The organism is Muribacter muris (assembly GCF_001038205.1).
GTDB lineage: Bacteria > Pseudomonadota > Gammaproteobacteria > Enterobacterales > Pasteurellaceae > Muribacter > Muribacter muris.
In genome coordinates this window covers 1-20,888 of sequence record NZ_JWIZ01000078.1, presented here as the reverse complement: position 1 = coordinate 20,888, position 20,888 = coordinate 1, and the positions used below count along the sequence as shown (strand labels likewise).

Sequence of the window (20,888 nt, the reverse complement as noted above, 5' to 3'; positions counted from 1 at the left end):
AGAAGATAAAGCGGATAGGCGATATTGTGAACTGGGGATAAAGATGAACCACTAAAACGAAGAAAAAATGAGGGGGGGGGATTTGTTTCGCTTTTTTAGTGGTTCATTTTCGCAATTTTAGTGGCTCGCAACAGCCGTAACACCAACAAGGCGTAACGGTTATCGTCAGCCCGACATTGTGTTGTCGGAATTTGTCCGCACAGGCCGCCGCTTCCGCCACGCCACCGATGCAACTATCGGCGATCACACATTCGACAAACTCACCGTTTGAATGGCGGATTTCACTGCTTAACAGCGCAGCAACCGCCTGTGCCATTTTCATTGTCTGTGCTTCTAACGATTCCCGAACACCGAGGCGTCGTCCGTCAATCGTTGGGCGAATGCCGATTGTTACCGCTTGAGCATTAAGATGTGCCATTACACGTTCCCTCCGTTGTCAATTTAAAAGTCGAGTATATTGTGTAAGGAAATACTCAACGGCATTGCAGTTTGATGATATTTTTGTGATCTGGCTCACAAAAAGAGCAGAACAAGCGGGCGGTTTAGCCGGATTTTTGACAAAAAATTGCCCGATTTTGACATATTGCGAAAAAATCGGGCATTTCGATATGCTTACACAATGAGAGGAATATGGTGTTCATCACAATATTGATGAATGCTCTGTGGCGGGAGATTATCGCTAAAAAGATGAGTGATTTGGGCAAGATCGCACAGGGTTATCAGATCCTTTCGCTCATATTTGCTGTGATCAAGCAATAAGAATTTTTTCTCACTCACGGCTAACATTTTACGTTTCATTACCGCATTCATTTCATTGGATTCCCAAATCGTGCCGTTGCATAAACCAGTACAAGAAAATATGGCGACATCAATCTGAAAGCGGGAGAGCAAATAGCCGGAGGACGAGCCGTAAAACGCATCATATTTAGGCGAATAGGTGCCGCCGGTGGCGATGATGTTGATCGCCGTTTTATTTGATAAGGTACGGATATTGTGCATTGAGCTGGTAATCACGGTGCAGCGGATATCCGGTAACATTTGGGCGAAATACCAACTACTTGAGCTGGCATCTAAGCCGATCGTCATACCCTCTTGAATATAAGACAGCGCTTTTGCGGCAATTTGTTTTTTTGCCTCATTATTCAGCCGTTGTCGGGTTTGAAACGAACGACCGATATCACGGTATTTGTGGCTAACCGCCCCGCCGTGAATCCGGTGAAACAGATTATGCTCCGCCATTAAGTTAAGATCACGTCGAATGGTTTCAACAGATGCGCCCACTTGCTCCGCCAATTCTTGCACGGAGGCTATTTCGTAAGTTTCCACATAATTTAGGATGAATTGATGTCTTTTTCGCATAGTGATTCCTCCTCAAAATGTAATGACTATACCGATAGAGATTAAAAAACGGAAGTCTTTTATACTGTGGATAACCTAAGCAATATCTGTATTTATCCTGAAATCTATTCCTATATATCCTCAAAACAAAATAGATATGTGGATAACTTGCTTGTTTATCCACAGCTCTCCTTCGATCTTATTATTGATTTCTCACAGGATCTTATTCAGGCTAAATGCTTATAGAATAAACCTGAAAGGTGGTTATTCCTCAAAAAAAGCCGATCTAATAAACATAATAAAAAGATCCTTTATATAAAGATCTCTTTTAATATTAGCGATCTTACTCGATCTAAAAAGCATTTTTCCGATCCTCCTTTTTTCAGGTAAAATGCGATCCTTTTAATGTTGAACAACTCAAATAAGCCAAACAATGATTTATTCCGAAATTTATGATGTGATTGTCGTAGGTGGTGGACACGCCGGTACGGAAGCCGCCCTTACACCTGCCCGTATGGGGCTTAAAACCCTCCTTTTGACTCACAATGTTGATACTCTAGGGCAAATGTCCTGTAATCCGGCAATAGGCGGGATCGGTAAGGGGCATTTGGTGAAAGAGATTGATGCAATGGGCGGTTTAATGGCAACCGCGACTGATCTAGCCGGTATTCAATTCCGTACGTTAAACAGCAGCAAAGGCCCTGCAGTAAGAGCAACCCGTGCTCAAGCGGATCGGGTATTGTACCGTCAAGCAGTGCGTACTGCGTTAGAGAACCAACCCAATCTGGCGATTTTTCAACAAGAAGTCGTTGATATTGTAATTGAAAATAATCGTGCGGTCGGGGCAGTGACCAAAATGGGCTTGACGTTTAAAGCCCGTGCCGTGATTTTAACCGCTGGTACATTCTTAGCTGGTAAAATTCATATAGGCTTAGATAATTATGCAGGCGGTCGGGCTGGCGATCCGGCTGCTACGATGTTGGCGGATCGGTTACGTGATCTCAATTTGCGAGTGGATCGCCTTAAAACCGGTACGCCGCCTCGTTTAGATGCTCGAACCATTGATTTTTCTGTTTTAGCCCAGCAGCACGGCGATCAACATTTACCGGTATTTTCATTTATGGGTTCGGTTGAGCAGCACCCTCGCCAAATTCCGTGCTACATTACTCATACCAACGAGCGAACCCACGAGTTGATCCGTAACAGTTTGGATCGTAGTCCGATGTACACCGGGGTGATCGAAGGGATTGGGCCACGCTATTGTCCGTCAATTGAGGATAAAGTGATGCGGTTTAGCGATCGCAACAGCCATCAGATCTATTTAGAACCGGAAGGTTTAACTACCATTGAGGTTTATCCGAACGGGATCTCCACTAGCTTGCCTTTTGATGTGCAAATGGGGATCGTCCATTCAATGAAAGGGCTTGAAAATGCGCGGATCATCAAACCGGGTTATGCAATTGAATATGATTATTTTGATCCGAGAGATTTAAAACCGACTCTCGAAACAAAAGCGATTGAAGGTTTGTTCTTTGCCGGTCAAATTAACGGTACGACAGGCTACGAAGAAGCGGCGGCACAAGGCTTATTGGCAGGCATTAATGCGGCATTACAGGTTCAGGGTAAAGAGGCGTGGTATCCGAGCCGTGATCAAGCCTATACGGGTGTATTGGTCGATGATCTCTGTACCCTTGGCACAAAAGAACCTTACCGTGTCTTTACCTCCCGTGCAGAATACCGTTTGTTATTGCGGGAAGACAATGCCGATATTCGTTTAACACCGATTGCCCATCAGTTTGGGTTAATTGATGAAGCCCGTTGGACGCGTTTCAATCAGAAAATGGAGGCAATTGAAAAAGAACGTGAGCGCCTAAAACAGATTTGGGTACATCAGCAAACGCCAAATTTGTCAGAAGTGAATGCGTTGCTTAGTAGCCCGTTGGTGCGTGAAGCCAGTGGGGAGGATTTATTACGCCGTCCAGAAGTCTCTTATCAAGCATTAACACAAATTGCGCCGTTTGCCCCGGCAATTGAAGATAAACAGGCAGCCGAACAAGTGGAAATTGCTATTAAATATCAAGGTTACATTGAGCATCAATATCAAGAAATCGAACGCCATAAACGCCACGAAAATACATTGATTCCGGCGGAGTTCGATTACGATAAGGTCGATAGTCTTTCCAATGAAGTTCGAGCAAAGCTGATGCAGCATCGCCCGGTGTCGATCGGTCAGGCGTCCCGTATTTCCGGTATCACTCCGGCAGCGATTTCGATTTTATTAGTCGCACTGAAAAAGCAGGGAATGCTGAAGAGGGGAGAGTTGTAAAATGCGAGCCAAATTAGACCGCTTGCTGAGCCAAACCGAAATTGTGCTAGCGGAGCATCAGAAACAGCAGCTCGTGGAGTTTGTTAATTTACTGAATAAGTGGAATAAAGCCTACAATCTTACCTCCGTGCGTGATCCCGAAGAGATGTTGGTGAAACATATAATGGACAGTTTGGTGGTAAGCCCATACTTACAAGGCTCGCATTTCATTGATGTCGGCACCGGGCCCGGTTTACCGGGGATTCCGCTGGCGATTGCCAATCCGGATAAACAATTTGTGTTATTGGACAGCTTAGGCAAGCGCATTACCTTTATAAAAAATGCGTTGCAAACGTTGGGGCTCACCAATGTTGAGCCGGTACTGAGTCGTGTCGAACAGTATCGTGAGTGCCAGTTTGACGGCGTATTAAGCCGAGCGTTCGCCTCGCTCTCGGATATGGTGGACTGGTGCTATCACTTACCGAATGAAAACGGGCTGTTTTATGCATTGAAAGGGATTTATCACGAAAGTGAGCTGGCTGAAATCAAGCGCCCGGTTTTACAAACGGACTGTATCAGGCTTCAAGTGCCGGAATTAGTGGGGCAGCGTCATTTAGTGATATTGAAAAAATAAGCATAGCAAACAGGCTGATTTATTAATGTTTATGAATCAGCCTGTTTTATGTTTAACTCGTATTTTCCTGCTTTTCTGTCGGTGCTTTAATTCCTCTTTGCTGTTTCACTCTAAGCTATCTCGTTAGCTGACGATTTAAGATTGTCATTATTCTGTCATATTTGCCACTTAAAATTGACAACGGAGATAAGTTTATTGTGGAGAATATTATGAATACACATAATGTCAATTTGATGAGAGTGAATTATGTCTTTGCGGCAGCGTTCATTGCGGTCATTGGCTTTTTTATTTATTGGGGGCTCGGTTATACCAACCAAAACCATATCTTGCTGTTTGTGCTAGCGAGTGTTTTTGGTATTTTTATGGCTTTCAATATCGGAGGGAACGACGTTGCCAACTCATTCGGGACGAGCGTGGGAGCCGGTACGTTAACTATTCCGCAAGCATTGGCTGTGGCGGCGGTATTTGAGGTGTCGGGTGCGGTTATTGCCGGAGGAGAAGTAACTAAAACTATTCGGCAGGGCATTGTTGATTTGAGTAGTATCAACGTTGAACCGAAGCAGTTTATTTTTATTATGATGTCAGCCCTGCTGGCTGCGGCACTTTGGCTGTTATTTGCTACGAAAAAAGGCTGGCCGGTTTCGACCACTCACTCTATTATTGGGGGGATTGTCGGGAGCTCGATATGTCTGGGGCTTTTAGTCAGCTCTACGGAAAACAGCTTGGCTTTGGTGAAATGGAGTAAAATAGGCGAAATTGCGATTTCTTGGGTATTATCCCCCGTATTAGGCGGAGTGATGGCTTATATACTGTTTGGTCAGATAAAAAAATATGTATTGGATTACAACAGTAAAGTGGAAAAGCAGTTGGCAATACTTCAATCTGAGAAAGATGAGTATAAAAAAGAGCAAAAAATTAAATATGATCGCTTAAACGGAGAAGAACGGATCGATGTCGCTTCGGCAATGGTACGGGATATGCAGTTATTATCGGATTCAGATACCAAAGTGAAAGCGGATAATTTTGAATCCGAGTATTACAGAGGGTTATATAAAATTGAAGAACGCCGCAGTAATATTGATACGTATCGTGCCTTGCAACAGTGGGTACCGATTATCTCGGCTGTAGGCGGAATGATGATCTCCTCAATGCTCCTGTTTAAAGGGCTGAAAAACTTAAAATTAGAGCTTTCTACCCTGCATAATTTCCTGATCATCGGAATGATAGGGGCGTTGATTTGGATGGCGACCTTTATTTATGCGAAAACCTTGAAACATAAAGACTTGGCGAAATCGACCTTCCTAATGTTTAGCTGGATGCAGGTATTTACGGCAGCCGGATTTGCATTTAGTCACGGCGCCAACGATATTGCCAATGCAATAGGGCCTTTTGCAGCGATTATGGATACGATCCGATTGGGAACGATTGTCGATGAAAGCCCTATTCCGAGTGTTGTGATGATAACTTTTGGGATTGCATTAATCACAGGGCTCTGGTTCATCGGTAAAGAAGTTATTCAAACCGTGGGGCATAATCTGACCAAAATGCACCCATCGTCTGGTTTTGCTGCCGAGCTATCGGCGGCTACCGTGGTAATGCTTGCCTCTTTAATGGGCTTGCCTGTTTCAAGTACGCATATTCTTGTGGGAGCGGTACTTGGTGTCGGATTGGTTAATCGCAACGCCAACTGGTCGCTAATGAAGCCTATTGGTACGGCGTGGGTTGTAACTCTTCCTTCTGCCGCATTGCTTGCAGTTGTGATATTCTTAGCGTTAAGAGTGGTTTTCTAAATTAGAGATTAGGGCTGAGTCAGCCCTAATTTTGTCTAAAATCCAATCTCCTTCTTCACTCAATTTTGTTCATTTACTTTGCCATAGGGCACGGTTTTTCTATGTCATTTACCGAGAAAATTAGAATTTTCCGCCTAAAATCTAGGCAGAGGTAGAAGATCTTTCAAAAAGTGTTAACTACACCACATTTTTTCTGCATTTTATAGGTTGGAATAATGCGCTAATCTGCGTATAATTCAAAAGATTTTGATTGCAGTATTGATGGACAATTTGACAAGCGCAATCGTTTACTTTCAAAGGATTTTTGCAATATGTCCGCTGTGCTTGAACAAACAAAACAACTTTATCGTAAAGCGCTGTGTCTAGAAATAGTGATTTTAGCTTTGGCTGCATTGATTGTTGTTATATTGAGCGATAATCGAATTGCTTTTAGCTCGTTACTGGGACAAATAGCAGGCTTTCTACCCCATTGTGTGTTTGTTTTTTTTGTGTTTTTTTTCAATCGATCAAAAATACAACCAAAGATGACGACATTCTACCGAGGGGAAGGACTGAAATGGTTGTGTTCCATCATATTGATGAGTATGGCGTTTATCGGCTATAAAGAAATGCACTATTTAGCATTTTTCATCGGTTATTTATTGGCATTAGGGGCAAATAGTCTCCTGCCGATTGTATTAAAATTAAACGGAAATTAAGGTTAATTTCTTTTATTTATTTAAAAGGGTAAGTTATGGCTGGTTCTACCGCAGACTATATAGGTCACCACTTAACATTCAATACCACAGGCGGTGGTTTTTGGAATGTTCACTTAGATACACTGTTCTTTTCATTCTTAGCCGGTGCGGTATTTTTATTCTTTTTCTACCGTGCGGCAACAAAGGTAACGGATGGTGTGCCGAGTAAGTTTCAATGTTTTGTTGAAATGATCATTGAGTGGGTCGATGGTGTCGTAAAAGAAAACTTTCACGGCCTTCGAGGTGTGGTCGCACCTTTGGCATTGACGGTATTTTGTTGGATTTTCGTGATGAATGCGATTGACTTAATTCCGGTCGATTTCCCACCGCAATTTGCGGCAATGTTCGGTATTCATTATCTCAGAGCTGTGCCGACCGCCGATATTAGTGCAACTTTAGGTATGGCGTTATGTGTCTTTTGTCTTATCATTTTCTATACGATTAAATCAAAAGGTGTGGGCGGATTTGTTAAAGAATATACCCTTCACCCATTTAATCACTGGGCATTTATTCCGGTGAACTTCGTCTTAGAAATGGTAACATTGATTGCAAAACCGATTTCTTTAGGCTTCCGTTTATTCGGGAATATGTATGCGGGTGAGCTGATTTTTATCCTTATTGCCGTGATGTATATGGCGGATAATTTCTTACTTCAAGCGTTAGGTTTACCTTTGCATTTAGCGTGGGCTATTTTCCATATTCTAGTCATTACCCTACAAGCGTTTATCTTTATGATGTTAACGATTGTGTATTTGAGTATTGGCTATAATAAAGCGGATCATTAACGGTTCGAGAGGGAACAAGCGGTCGGATTTTGAGAAAAATTTGCAATTTGTTACCCGATCATCTTTTTATTTTTAACCCTAACTTTTTATATTACCTTTCCATTTTACAGGAGAACTTTTATGGAAAACGTTATTACGGCAACAATTATTGGTGCATCAATTCTACTTGCTTTTGCTGCATTAGGTACGGCAATCGGCTTTGCGATTTTAGGCGGTAAATTCTTAGAATCTTCCGCTCGTCAGCCGGAACTTGCAAGTAGCTTACAAACCAAAATGTTTATCGTAGCAGGTCTTCTTGATGCGATTGCAATGATTGCGGTCGGTATTGCATTACTCTTTATCTTTGCAAACCCGTTCATCGGATTATTAGGCTAATCAAGTTGGGCAAAGCATAACCATTACTCTGTTTAGAGTGATACAACCCAGTTTGAGGAGGCTGTTGTGAATTTAAATGCAACATTAATTGGTCAGCTGATTGCATTCGCACTTTTTGTGTGGTTCTGTATGAAGTTTGTTTGGCCACCGTTTATTAAAACGTTAGAGGCACGTCAGGCAAAAATTGCCGATGCCCTTGCAGGTGCGGAAAAAGCCTTGCAAGAACAAGCGGATACTAAGGTTTTAGTCGAAAAAGAGCTGGCTAAAGCCCGTGAGGAAGCTCAACAAATCATTGATTTAGCAACAAAACGCCGTAATGAAATTCTTGAATCTGTGCAAGCGGAAGCAGAAGCGGAGCGTGCGAAAATCATTGAACAAGGCTACGCCGAAGTCGAAAACGAGCGTAAGCGTGTTCAAGAAGAACTTCGTCAGAAAGTGGCTGCGCTAGCGGTAGCGGGTGCAGAGAAGATTGTCGGACGTTCTGTTGATGCGGCAGCGAACAATGACATCATTGATAAGCTCGTTGCAGAATTATAATTGAGAGGGGCCTATGTCGGAACTAACTACAATAGCTCGCCCCTATGCTAAAGCAGCTTTTGATTTTGCTTTAGAACAAGGTCAGTTAGCCAAATGGCAGGAAATGTTACAGTTTTCAGCGGCTGTGGCAGAGAATGAAGATGTGAAAACCTTTATTCATTCTGCATTATCCACGACAAAAATTGCTGAAATGTTTGTGGCGATTTGTGCTGATCAACTTGATCAATATGGGCAAAATTTTATCCGTGTAATGGCGGAAAACAAGCGACTTGCTGCATTACCTGCGGTTTTCTCGCTTTTTGTTGAGTTGTGTGCGCAACACCAATCGGTTAAAGAGGTTGTAGTTACTTCGGCTGTGGAATTAACCGATGCTCAACAAGCGAAAATTGCAAAAGCAATGCAAACAAAACTGAATAGTGATGTGCGTATTATCTCAAAAGTAGATAAATCGCTTATTGCCGGTGTGATTATCCGTTATGACGATACCGTTATTGACGGCAGTAGCCGAGGTCAGTTAAGCCGTTTGAGCCAAGAGCTGTGCTTGTAAGAGGAATAGAAAATGCAACTAAATTCTACAGAAATTAGTGAATTGATTAAAAAGCGTATTGCTCAGTTTACTGTGGTTAGCGAAGCACAGAGCACTGGGACAATCGTATCGGTAAGCGACGGGGTAATTCGTATCCACGGCTTATCCGATGTAATGCAAGGGGAAATGATTGCATTACCCGGCAATCGTTATGCGATTGCGCTTAACTTAGAAAGAGATTCTGTCGGTGCGGTCGTAATGGGACCATACGCTGATTTAGCGGAAGGTATGGAAGTTAAATGTACCGGTCGTATTTTAGAAGTACCGGTCGGTCGTGGTCTGTTAGGGCGTGTCGTTAATACGCTTGGTCAGCCGATTGATGGTAAAGGTGAAATCACAAATGATGGTTTCTCGCCAATCGAAGTGATTGCGCCGGGGGTAATTGATCGTCAATCAGTCGATCAACCGGTTCAAACCGGCTATAAAGCAGTGGACTCAATGGTACCAATCGGTCGTGGTCAGCGTGAGTTGATCATCGGGGACCGCCAAACAGGTAAAACGGCGTTAGCCATTGACGCGATTATCAATCAGCGTGATTCCGGTATTAAATGTATTTATGTGGCGATTGGTCAGAAAGCATCAACGATCTCCAATGTTGTTCGCAAATTAGAAGAACACGGTGCGTTAGAAAATACGATTGTCGTTGTTGCATCTGCTTCTGAGTCAGCAGCATTACAATACCTTGCACCGTATTCCGGTTGTGCAATGGGCGAATATTTCCGTGATCGTGGTGAAGATGCGTTGATTGTTTATGATGATTTATCTAAACAAGCGGTCGCTTACCGTCAAATTTCACTATTGTTACGCCGCCCACCGGGTCGTGAAGCTTATCCAGGGGATGTATTCTACTTGCACTCTCGTTTGTTAGAGCGTGCATCCCGTGTGAACGCAGACTATGTTGAGCGTTTCACTAAGGGCGAAGTAAAAGGCAAAACCGGTTCATTGACGGCACTTCCGATCATTGAAACACAAGCGGGAGACGTTTCAGCATTCGTGCCAACTAACGTTATTTCGATTACGGACGGTCAGATCTTCCTAGAGTCAGGTTTATTCAATGCAGGGATTAGACCGGCGGTAAACCCGGGGATTTCCGTTTCCCGTGTTGGTGGTTCCGCACAAACCAAATTAGTGAAAAAATTAGCGGGTGGTATTCGTACTGCACTTGCACAATATCGTGAATTGGCTGCCTTTGCTCAGTTTGCATCGGATTTAGATGATGCTACACGTAAACAGCTTTCTCACGGTCAAAAAGTAACTGAATTACTTAAACAGAAACAGTTCTCTCCAATGTCTGTTGCACAATTAGGTTTATCGTTAGCCGCAGCGGAATTTGGTTATTTAGATGATGTGGATGTCGAACGTGTAGGTTCATTTGAGGCTAATCTTTTAGATTATGCAAATACCAATTATGCAGACTTTATGAAAGATTTAACCAAATCAGGCGACTATAATGATGAAATCAAAGCAAAATTAGTCGAGATTTTGGATAGTTTCAAAAAGAACAGTGCGTGGTAATTCTACTTTAGCGGAGAAATAATATGGCAGGTGCTAAAGAGATAAGAACCAAAATTGCAAGTGTTCGTAATACGCAGAAAATTACCAAAGCAATGGAGATGGTGGCGGCTTCCAAAATGCGCAAAACGCAGGAAAGAATGGCGGCTTCCCGTCCATATTCGGAATCTATCCGTAAGGTAATTAGCCATATTGCCAAAGGTAGCATTGATTATAAACACCCTTTCCTCACACCAAGAGAGGTAAAAAAAGTCGGGTATTTGGTTGTTTCAACCGACCGAGGATTATGTGGTGGCTTGAATGTGAACTTATTTAAAACCGTTTTAAATGAGTTTAAGGCGCAGGAAGATAAAGGGATTCGTGCTCGAGTCGGGTTAATTGGAAATAAAGCGGTTTCGTTTTTTCAGTCGGTAGGTGTTGAAATTAAATCTCAAGTAACGGGATTAGGCGATGCACCGGCGATTGAGGATCTTGTCGGCATTATTAACGGTATGATAAACAGTTACCGTGAAGGCGAAATTGATGAAGTGTATATTGTCTATAATCGTTTCATCAATACAATGTCGCAAAAACCTACGGTGGAACAGTTATTACCATTGCCTGCACTTGAAAATGATAATTTAGAGAATAAAAGCTCTTGGGATTATCTTTATGAGCCTAATCCTAAAGTGTTATTGGATAGCTTACTTGTACGCTATCTTGAATCTCAAGTCTATCAAGCAATAGTAGATAATCTTGCATCTGAACAGGCAGCTCGAATGGTAGCAATGAAAGCAGCAACTGATAATGCGGGTAATTTGATCAATGAATTACAGTTGGTGTATAACAAAGCTCGTCAAGCAAGTATTACGAATGAGTTAAATGAAATTGTTGCAGGCGCTGCGGCAATTTAAGTAAAAAGAGGAACGGTAATGGCAACGGGAAAAATTGTACAAATCATCGGTGCGGTAATCGATGTTGAGTTTCCGCAAGATGCAGTACCAAAAGTTTACGATGCATTAAAAGTTGAAACGGGATTAACCCTTGAAGTTCAACAACAATTAGGCGGCGGTGTTGTACGTTGTATCGCTTTAGGTACGTCGGACGGTTTAAAACGCGGCTTAAAAGTCAAAAATACTAATCAAGCGATTCAAGTGCCGGTCGGAACACAAACTCTAGGCCGTATTATGAATGTATTGGGTGAACCGATTGATGAGGCTGGTCCAATCGGTGAGGAAGAACGTTGGTCTATCCATAGAGCAGCGCCAAGCTACGAAGAGCAATCAAACAGTACCGAGCTTTTAGAAACAGGGATTAAAGTTATCGACTTAATCTGCCCGTTTGCAAAAGGGGGGAAAGTCGGCTTATTCGGTGGTGCGGGTGTTGGTAAAACCGTTAATATGATGGAGTTAATCCGTAATATTGCGATTGAGCACTCGGGTTACTCTGTTTTTGCGGGCGTTGGTGAGCGTACGCGTGAAGGGAATGACTTCTACCACGAAATGAAAGACTCTAACGTATTGGATAAAGTATCGTTAGTGTACGGTCAGATGAATGAACCACCGGGTAACCGTTTGCGTGTTGCTTTAACCGGTTTGACAATGGCTGAAAAATTCCGTGATGAAGGTCGTGATGTACTTTTCTTCGTGGATAACATTTATCGTTATACCCTTGCCGGGACAGAAGTTTCTGCATTATTGGGGCGTATGCCGTCAGCGGTAGGTTACCAACCGACGCTTGCTGAGGAAATGGGCGTGCTTCAAGAACGTATTACGTCAACAAAAACGGGGTCTATCACTTCCGTTCAAGCGGTCTATGTACCGGCGGATGATTTAACTGACCCGTCTCCGGCAACTACCTTTGCTCACTTAGATTCAACGGTTGTATTAAGTCGTCAAATCGCTTCTTTGGGAATTTATCCGGCAGTTGATCCGCTTGATTCTACTTCCCGTCAGCTTGATCCGTTAGTTGTCGGTCAAGAACATTATGATGTGGCTCGTGGCGTGCAAGGGACATTACAACGTTACAAAGAGTTGAAGGATATCATTGCTATTTTAGGTATGGATGAATTATCCGAAGACGATAAACTCGTTGTAGCACGTGCACGTAAAATTGAGCGTTTCTTATCACAGCCGTTCTTCGTTGCCGAAGTATTTAATGGCACACCGGGTAAATATGTACCGTTAAAAGAAACTATCCGTGGCTTCAAAGGTATCTTAGCCGGTGAATATGACCATATCCCGGAACAAGCGTTCTATATGGCAGGTTCAATTGACGAAGTGGTTGAAAGAGCCAACAAGATGTAATTGTTTCCTTAAGCCTTTAGGAATCAAAGGAGAACAAAATGGCATCAGAATTTAATCTTACCGTTGTCAGTGCGGAACGCAAAATCTTCGACGGACATGTAACAAGTGTTCGGGTTTCAGGTGTAGAAGGGGAGCTAGGCATTTATGCCGGGCATACCCCGCTACTTACGGCAATAAAACCGGGGATGGTCAAATTCACTTTTGCAGATGGAAAAGAAGAATTGATCTATGTTTCCGGCGGTTTCTTGGAAGTTCAGCCGACAGTAGTTACCGTGTTAGCCGATACCGCTATCCGTGGCGAAGAGTTAGATGAACAACGTATTCTTGCTGCAAAACGTAAAGCGGAAGAAAGTTTATCGAAAACTCACAACGCAGACCTAACAGCAAAATTAGCGCGAGAAATCGCAAAATTACGGGTTTATGAGCTGACAAAAACAAAGCTGGCGAACAGGCGCTAAGTTAGAATCTGTTTCGTCGTGCTTTCACCTAGAAAGTTAGCCTTTTATATTTCAATCAGAGGGCGGATGTTGATATATATGGACATCCGCCCTTTCTTTTATATTTACAATGATGCGCATACTTGTGAGTTGCAAAATGTTTTTAACTGCTTGTTTTTGAATGCTTTATATAAGGATTTAAGTTTTAATAAGGGATATCAATGAATGGCTCTCGGCTGAAATATTTTTCAAAGAATATGTTATTATAATAGAAATAATAACTGTTTGTATTTTTGTTAATGGAAGTATTATTTCAATTTTTCAAACTTGCCAAGCCGTTTTGGTTTAATCGTAAACATTGGTTGGATTGGCTATTACTTATACTGATTATTAGTCTTGCTTTAGCAATCATCAATGTAAGTGTTTGGTTAGCAGAGTGGAATAAGGCGTTTTTTGATGCGCTTGCCGTGTTTAATGCGGAGATAATGCCAAATCTTATTGCAACTTATATAGGTTATATCGCTCTTGTTGTGTTGTTTATTGTAAGTAGCAGTTGGTTAAATAAAGTGTTGGTTTTTCGTTGGCGAGCCCATTTGACCGAACAGTTTCAATATAATTGGTTGCAATCCCATACTCACTATCAATTACAATTTAATACTCAGATTGATAATCCGGATCAGCGGATCGCAGAGGATATTTATTTATTGGCAGATAAAACAATTTATCTCTTTAAATCTTTTGTGATGAATGTGGCGAAATTGGGTGCGTTTATTGTGATTTTATGGTCAATGTCGGGCGTACAAGTGTTTCAGTTTGGTCATCAAAGTATCACGATACACGGATATTTAGTTTGGGTTGCTTTAATTTACTCTGCGGTATGTACTTGGGTTATGCATTTGATTGGACGAAAGCTAAAGTACTTAAATATTGATCGTCAGCATCGTGAAGCGGATTATCGTGCGACGCTATTACGTATTAGAGATAATTCAGAACAAATTGCACTCTATTGTGGGGAGGAAAGAGAACGAGCTCGTTTAATGGATCGCTTTGATTATATTAAACAAAACTGGTGGGAACTGATTAAACGGGAATTGAAGGTAGATATATTTTCATCAGTTTATGTGAGGATTAGTATGTTTATCCCGCTATTTGCAACGTTGCCGATGTATCTTGCTCGGACGATGACAATGGGGGATATGATGCAAACGCGCAGTGCGTTTGGAAATGTGCAAGACGGTTTCGGCTGGTTTATGGATTATTATGAAAATCTGATTGAATGGTCGGCAATTGTTAAACGTTTAGCGGATTTTGATCAAGCATTGAAGCGGGTAGAGCTAGGGCAAGAGGTACGGTCGGCAGAAGAGCCAAGTATTGACATTTATGATCTTACCGTGCGGACGCCGGAAGGGCAGGTTTTATTTACAAATTTCAATGCGAATCTTACCGCTTGTCATTGGGTTTTATTGGAAGGAAATAGTGGGGTTGGGAAATCCACTTTACTAAAAGTATTAGCAGGATTGTGGCAGAATTATGAGGGTCGCTTTAATGTTAAAGCAGGTTCTTTTTTATTTTTGCCTCAAAAACCGTATTTGCCAGAGGATAGTTTACGAGCAACGTTGAGCTATCCGAGTCAAACATTATTTGATGATCAGCTATTAAAAGCGGCGTTAGTTCAGGTGGGGTTGTCTCATTTAACGGATAAACTATCAGAGACGAGTGAGTGGAATAAATGGCTTTCCGGCGGTGAGCAGCAACGGCTAAGCCTTGCTAGAGCATTACTACAACGTCCTCAATTACTTCTTTTAGACGAAGCGACAAGCCATCTTGATGAAGAATCGGCATTGGGTTTAATGCAAGTATTAAGGCAGTCCCTACCAAGCAGCCTTTGTATTACAGTAAGCCATCAAAGTGCCGTTCAGCAATTATTTGAACGGAAATTAGTATTATAAGATTTAGGCGGTCAGGTAATTGCGATTATCTGACGCTTTTTACGGCAGTAAAATCGCTTGAAAGCGGTTACTTGGTTTAAGAAGCATTTTAGCTAGTTGCTCGACTTTTTCTTTTGTGGCTAATTTATCTAATTGTTTCGGTAGAGAAAGTAATACCGGATTATCAAAATTGCGGTAGCTCCGTTCAATTAAATCAAATATCACCAGTAAATTATCGGCTTGTAATTTTAGTTGCATTTGTTTTTCAGCAAGTTTTTTAGCGAATAGATGACTGTCAATACCGTTTTGTATCATATCATCGAGTACCTGATAAGTCAGTTTAATAAGTTGTTCGACCTTTTCAGGGGCACAGCTAAAAGCGATTTTTCCGTCTAATTGTGATGTCTGTGGTTCTTGGCTAAACCAGCTATTCACAGAATAAATACCCGAGTATTCTTCCCGTAGGATCAGTCTTAATTTTTCTTGTAGAATATCACCTAATATATCAAGTAAATAATCGTTTTCTGCAAGCCAAGGGGCATCTTGGGTTAAATAGATTTCAACCTCTGCTCTAGACTCTTTTATACCTTTCATTTGAAAAGGCGGCGGCGTAGATGCTTTGACTATCTGGTATTTATGCGTGTTTTTTTCAGTTGCTTTTAATGAAGCCAAATACGTTTCGGCTATTTCTTCTACATCGGATGGTGAAATATCCCCTATAATAAAATAAGTGAAATCCCTATTATTGATAATGTATTGTTGGTATATATTTTTTAACTGTTCAATATTGATATTAGAGAGTGATTTTTTCGTTTGGCTATATATATGCTCGTTGTTTGGATAACGCAGTGTAAAGACGTGTCGTGTAAACTCGGTCTCCTTATCCATATATTTAAAATAGTCGTTCGTTTCTTGTTTGAAATTGTTTAATATCTGTTTTGAAATATAGGGTTCAGTAAGTTTTAAATGGAACAATTTCATTATATTGTGGCGTTCTTTCGTTTGTCCTTTAGCGACAAAACCTTGATAATAATCGTCTAGTAGGGTTGAAAAGATAATCGGATCTTGTGCAAATAAATAGCCTATATCTTCTGCGGATAAATACCCGATACCTGTGTCATCAATAAGTTTTGTCGCTGTTTTTAATAAATGATATTCACTGTTTGGAATAGCCCTTAAGCCGCCTTTTGTGATAGCCTTAAAATAGATTTGATTTGGCATTTTATTACTATAGTAATAAATGAGTTTTTTTCCATTACTTAGGTGATATTCGGTAATACCAAGATCTTGCCAAACTTTCTTATTGATTATTTTGCCTTTCTTTAATGAGATATTTGGAATGGCTATTGCTCTATCTTTTTCAAGCCATTGCGGTTGTGGCTCGTTTAAAATAGAATTCCATATAGTTTGGATATCGGATTGATTGAATATGGCTTTATGATCTGCGTCAGGCTGTGTAATCAGTAGTAGCTTTGAATCCAGTTGGATTATGTCATTAAATGCCTGATTTATGTCGGTTAATGTCATTTGGGATAAAAATGTTTTAGTTAAAGCATATTTATCTTTAGGGTTAAGGATAATTTGATTATTGGCAGCAGCAATAACGAGATCTTCAGCTAAACTTAAACTGGTTATTTCTTTATTTAACTGTTTTTCATTAAGTTGAAGAAGGTGATTAATTTCCTTTTTTAATTCTGTTTTTGAAAATCCGTTTTGGGAAATTTCTGCAATGAATTTAAAGATATTTTCAATATATTGATGATATTCCGGCTTAATAAGCTGTAATGAAAAGGTCGTTCGTAGGGTTTCCTTGCCTAAATAAGTATGATAAAAATTGGCAGACTCAATATGTTGTGCTTTTTCCCATTGTTGTAAGCGTAGGTTTGTTAAACGTATTGCGATTTGTCGGATAAGCTCTTGCTTATATTCTGCAAACGTTTGTTGTTGTGTGGCGGCTTGTAAAAAACTCAATTCAATTGTTGCATTATTGATCCCCGGTTCTGAAATCGTTTCAACTTTAAATTGATTAGAGAGGGGAATACTAAAATCAATGTTTTCTAATGGAACGTTAGGTGAATATAATGATGAAAGTTTATTTTCAAGTAATGCTTTTACGTTATATTTATCAATATCACCAACGATAATTACGGATATATTATCAGGACGATACCATTTTCGATAAAAATCAATAACTCGTTGGCGGGGAATATGTTGAATAATATTGACATCGCCAATCGGATCTCGTAGGACATAGCGTGATCCTGCCATTTCAATTTCACTTTTTTTATTGGCTAAGCGTAATATTGGGCTTAATCTTGCACGCCATTCCTCTATGACAACCCCTCTTTCTGCGTCTAGATCATCGGGTAGAATAGTGAGATGGTTAATCCACTGTTCAACAATATTCAAAGCAGATGAGAGCGTTTTTAGATCATTTTTAGCGAGGTTTAGCGTATAGACGGTATTTTCAAAATCGGTAAATGCGTTGATATCCTGTGCAAATTTCATTCCTAACTGTTCAAGTTCGGTAATAATTTGATTTTTGGGGAATTGGGCCGTACCGTTAAAAGCCATATGTTCGACAAGGTGTGCAATGCCTTTTTGATCGTCCTCTTCATTCATAGAGCCGGCATTTACGACTAATCGAATATAAACGCGATCCTTTGGCTCTTTATTTTCGGCAATAAAGTAGCGTAGGCCATTATCAAGTTTTCCTGTTTGTATATTTTGGTCAAAAGTAAGAGGTGCTGTCAGTTTTGGGGATTGACATTGGACTAAAAATAGAAAACAAGCGGTGAGAATAAATAATTTTTTTACCATAATTAACCTATAATAGAAAATCTACGGTGCTAATTAGCCCGTAGATTAAGTGATGCAGAATAATTAAAACGCGTAACCGAGTTCTAACCAAAATTGGCGGCCGGGAGTATAAATACCATATTCACTGGTATTTATATCTGACTTATAAGATTTTATTTTGCGGGTTTTATTTAATACGTTGATAATATCAATTTTGATATATGGTTTATGTTTATTAAGAATGTGGGGTTGCCAACGAATGCTGCTATCCCATTGGGTATGAGAACCGTAATGATAACTACGATAAGCGCTCAGGTTATTGAACTCTTGATCCAGTTGTTCATACTGCTTTATAGGGGCTTTCATAGAAAGTTTATTCGACCAAGTCAGGTGATAATTTGGAATCATCATCTCAATATTTAAGTGAGCAAGCCAATTTTCCGTATGGCTATTCACTTTACGTTCCATTTCCGCTCTTGTTGTGAGCTTGCCGTTTAAATAAACCAGATGATGAGGATTTTGGGTATTAACTCTTCGGGTATCTAGCCAATCCAATGCCAGTTTGGTTTGCCATTCTGTTATTCCCCAGTGCCAAGGCTTAATATTGTTAAACTGTAATGTATAAATATTAACGCTGTAAGGCTTATCGTTTTTATAATATTGTTTATGAATTGGATCACCGTTCGGGCGTTCTCCAATCTGTTCATTGATAATACGGATACGCTGTTTATTTTGTCTATGAGTATAATTTGCTTGAATTTCCCAATTTCCGACCGCTTGCGAAATCCCTAGGGTCAGCTCATCTGAATAAGGTGTTTTAAGTTTGTTTATATCACGGTAACGTTCATTAGGACTCAATACTTTATTAGACAGTTTTAAGCCCGAAAATGCGCGCCCATAGTATCGGTTTAAGCCGATAGTCAATTGTGTCTCTTCTCTCGGTTTAAATTGAGCGACAAAACGAGGGGCAATGTTAGTATTTTTCAGATAATTGTCTCGTTCCAGTCGAAGCCCCGGACGAAACTCAAATTGCCCTATTTTGACTAAATCCTCAAGATAAAGCGCAATACTTTGATAGCTTGTCTTGACTTTTCCCTTTTTCGCAAAAAGCTGCTTAGGTGTCTCTGTTGTGGGAGAGCCATCAATATACTCACTTTTATAAAGGGAATAGACATCGTGATCCCGCTTAAACGTATAATCGGTATGTTGGTAAATTCCCCCCATAGAAAGAGTATGTTCGCTATGACCGAGATTAAACGGGTCAATAGCATACTCTAATGAATAGTGAATATTAGCCTGTTTAAGCCGGCTATTGCCGTAACCGCCTTTTTCATAATCATAGAGTGAATCAAAGTCCTCGTTCATTACATTAACAATTTCAGCGGTTGCCGATTGCGATTTGCGGCGATCGGTAAATACATCATAAGCGAACGTATTAGTAAGTACCCCGCTATTTATCGCATAAATCCACGCAAGGGTTGTACCATAGGCAGTATGATAATCGGTAAGATTATTGTCTATATTTGAAGCATAGAATTTATTTTCTCTGTAGTTGGAGTAGCGAAGTCCCCATTCAAACCGATGATTAGGTAATGCAGACCAGTTTAAATTGAGTAATGCATTATCCGAATTTCTGGTATGTAACTGTTTATCGGTTTTGCCATTGATACCAATAATTCTATGTTGGGTAATGTCAGAATGACGGCGACTAAGACCGACAACCATTCCAATATTGTCGGTTAAGCGTGTTTCAGCGCTTAAATTCAACATCTCTTTATTATATTTCGGTTGGAAGATAGCGTCTGAACCATTAGGGATAGCTTTATTTAACACTGATCTTGCTTGATTATCGGCATTCAATCTTGCCCAAGCGGAATTTGTTGTACGGTACTTCAACCTTAAATGATTTTCCCCATTATATTGCTTCGTTTTAGCAACTACCGCCCCGCCGGTAAACCCGCCTAAACTGGCAGAAATGTTTTTATCGTGAACAGCAATACTAGACAGCAATGCGCTGTCGAAGAAATAGGCTTGACGATGGCTGATTGCCGGCAAAACTTGAGCTGAACCATCGAATACCTCATTATCTAAAGCTAAATCATTATTAGCGTTGGTATTATCGACAAAATAAGCTGTTTGATCAGCATCAGCCCCATTTATCGAAAAGCTTTCAGGCTGTATTTCACCCTGTCTAAAGCCGTCTTTGTCGCTTGACTCAGCGCGTAAGGCGGGAATCGTTTGTAAGTAATCGGAAATATTACCGTTTGTGGCTGGGGAGTGGCTGATTTCCTGCTGTGATACAGTATATATAGAAGAAAGTGATAAATTCTGATTACCATAGACTACAACTTCAGGCAGAACGTCTTTTTCCTCTTGAACAGCCCAAAGCGAATTAGTATAAAAAGCACTGATAAACAGGGAGAGTTTGCGCAATCTAAATGTTGACATAAAATAACACTCTTTTCAAATGATAACGGTTTTCAATTTTATTTACTGTTTTGTCAAAATGCAAGTTGTATTCCAAATGCTGTCTTTTAGTTGTACAAAAACTACTTTATGGGAGGAGATAAATTAGCAGCCTTTAGCTAAGGTAGGCACAGTAATAGAATAATAAAATATAGATGTTCAATACTATAAGAAGAAGTGAGGTTTGATTAAGGGAATTAAACTCTAATCAAAAAAGATAAAGCAAGGCGTGAAGCAAAAAACAAAAATCCATCATATATTGTCTAAATATGTTTTATTTTGTTTGTGTTTTCAGCAAGCGGTAAGATTTTTCGATTTTGTTGCACATTTTTCTCAAAAACCACTTGCATTGATTTTGGATTTCTCTATAATGC

General features: G+C 40.6%; 16 protein-coding genes and 1 pseudogene. 13 read left to right on the top strand and 4 right to left on the bottom strand.

What is annotated here, in order from left to right; translation table 11 throughout:
* Window positions 1-133 precede the first annotated feature (133 nt).
* Window positions 134-418 (bottom strand): annotated as a pseudogene (gene fucI, locus RO21_RS10505) (L-fucose isomerase); the annotation flags it as partial.
* Between the two features lie 194 nt (window positions 419-612).
* On the bottom strand, window positions 613-1,359 hold the full coding sequence (locus RO21_RS10500; RefSeq protein ID WP_047977736.1) for a DeoR/GlpR family DNA-binding transcription regulator: 747 nt from the start codon (window positions 1,357-1,359) through the stop codon (window positions 613-615).
* A 412-nt stretch (window positions 1,360-1,771) separates the two neighbouring features.
* On the opposite strand from RO21_RS10500, the gene mnmG reads away from it, so the two are divergent.
* The 13 genes from mnmG to RO21_RS10435 all read left to right on the top strand — a co-directional run bounded on the left by mnmG (window position 1,772) and on the right by RO21_RS10435 (window position 15,270).
* Window positions 1,772-3,664 (top strand): tRNA uridine-5-carboxymethylaminomethyl(34) synthesis enzyme MnmG, encoded by a 1,893-nt coding sequence (gene mnmG / locus RO21_RS10495; protein ID WP_047977735.1) that lies wholly within the window; start codon window positions 1,772-1,774, stop codon window positions 3,662-3,664.
* 1 nt (window position 3,665) lies between these two features.
* Complete coding sequence (rsmG, locus tag RO21_RS10490; protein ID WP_047977734.1) at window positions 3,666-4,277, top strand: 16S rRNA (guanine(527)-N(7))-methyltransferase RsmG; 612 nt, start codon at window positions 3,666-3,668, stop codon at window positions 4,275-4,277.
* 209 nt (window positions 4,278-4,486) lie between these two features.
* Entirely contained in the window at window positions 4,487-6,067 is a 1,581-nt protein-coding gene (locus tag RO21_RS10485; RefSeq protein WP_157019769.1) for an inorganic phosphate transporter, read from the top strand.
* Between the two features lie 311 nt (window positions 6,068-6,378).
* Window positions 6,379-6,765, top strand: a complete 387-nt coding sequence (locus tag RO21_RS10480) for an ATP synthase subunit I (protein ID WP_047977732.1) — start codon at window positions 6,379-6,381, stop codon at window positions 6,763-6,765.
* Window positions 6,766-6,800: 35 nt separating this feature from the next.
* Window positions 6,801-7,589 (top strand): F0F1 ATP synthase subunit A, encoded by a 789-nt coding sequence (gene atpB, locus RO21_RS10475; protein WP_047977731.1) that lies wholly within the window; start codon window positions 6,801-6,803, stop codon window positions 7,587-7,589.
* Window positions 7,590-7,709: 120 nt separating this feature from the next.
* Window positions 7,710-7,964, top strand: a complete 255-nt coding sequence (gene atpE, locus RO21_RS10470) for a F0F1 ATP synthase subunit C (RefSeq protein WP_047977730.1) — start codon at window positions 7,710-7,712, stop codon at window positions 7,962-7,964.
* 66 nt (window positions 7,965-8,030) lie between these two features.
* Window positions 8,031-8,501, top strand: coding sequence for a F0F1 ATP synthase subunit B (gene atpF / locus RO21_RS10465; RefSeq protein ID WP_047977729.1), 471 nt, complete (start codon window positions 8,031-8,033; stop codon window positions 8,499-8,501).
* Window positions 8,502-8,514: 13 nt separating this feature from the next.
* Window positions 8,515-9,048 carry a F0F1 ATP synthase subunit delta gene (atpH, locus tag RO21_RS10460; protein ID WP_047977728.1) on the top strand — a complete coding sequence of 178 codons (534 nt, stop codon included), beginning with the start codon at window positions 8,515-8,517 and terminating at the stop codon, window positions 9,046-9,048.
* A 12-nt stretch (window positions 9,049-9,060) separates the two neighbouring features.
* Complete coding sequence (gene atpA, locus RO21_RS10455; RefSeq protein ID WP_047977727.1) at window positions 9,061-10,602, top strand: F0F1 ATP synthase subunit alpha; 1,542 nt, start codon at window positions 9,061-9,063, stop codon at window positions 10,600-10,602.
* A 23-nt stretch (window positions 10,603-10,625) separates the two neighbouring features.
* Window positions 10,626-11,492 (top strand): F0F1 ATP synthase subunit gamma, encoded by an 867-nt coding sequence (atpG, locus tag RO21_RS10450; RefSeq protein WP_047977726.1) that lies wholly within the window; start codon window positions 10,626-10,628, stop codon window positions 11,490-11,492.
* Between the two features lie 18 nt (window positions 11,493-11,510).
* Entirely contained in the window at window positions 11,511-12,884 is a 1,374-nt protein-coding gene (gene atpD, locus RO21_RS10445) for a F0F1 ATP synthase subunit beta (protein WP_047977725.1), read from the top strand.
* 38 nt (window positions 12,885-12,922) lie between these two features.
* On the top strand, window positions 12,923-13,342 hold the full coding sequence (locus RO21_RS10440; protein WP_047977724.1) for a F0F1 ATP synthase subunit epsilon: 420 nt from the start codon (window positions 12,923-12,925) through the stop codon (window positions 13,340-13,342).
* Between the two features lie 278 nt (window positions 13,343-13,620).
* A complete protein-coding gene (locus tag RO21_RS10435) occupies window positions 13,621-15,270 on the top strand; it encodes an ABC transporter ATP-binding protein/permease (RefSeq protein WP_047977723.1) in 1,650 nt (549 codons plus the stop codon).
* Window positions 15,271-15,309: 39 nt separating this feature from the next.
* Here RO21_RS10435 and RO21_RS10430 read toward each other — a convergent pair whose 3' ends face one another.
* Window positions 15,310-18,069, bottom strand: coding sequence for a M16 family metallopeptidase (locus tag RO21_RS10430; protein ID WP_047977722.1), 2,760 nt, complete (start codon window positions 18,067-18,069; stop codon window positions 15,310-15,312).
* A gap of 63 nt (window positions 18,070-18,132) precedes the next feature.
* Window positions 18,133-20,496, bottom strand: coding sequence for a TonB-dependent receptor plug domain-containing protein (locus RO21_RS10425; protein ID WP_047977721.1), 2,364 nt, complete (start codon window positions 20,494-20,496; stop codon window positions 18,133-18,135).
* Window positions 20,497-20,888: the final 392 nt, after the last annotated feature.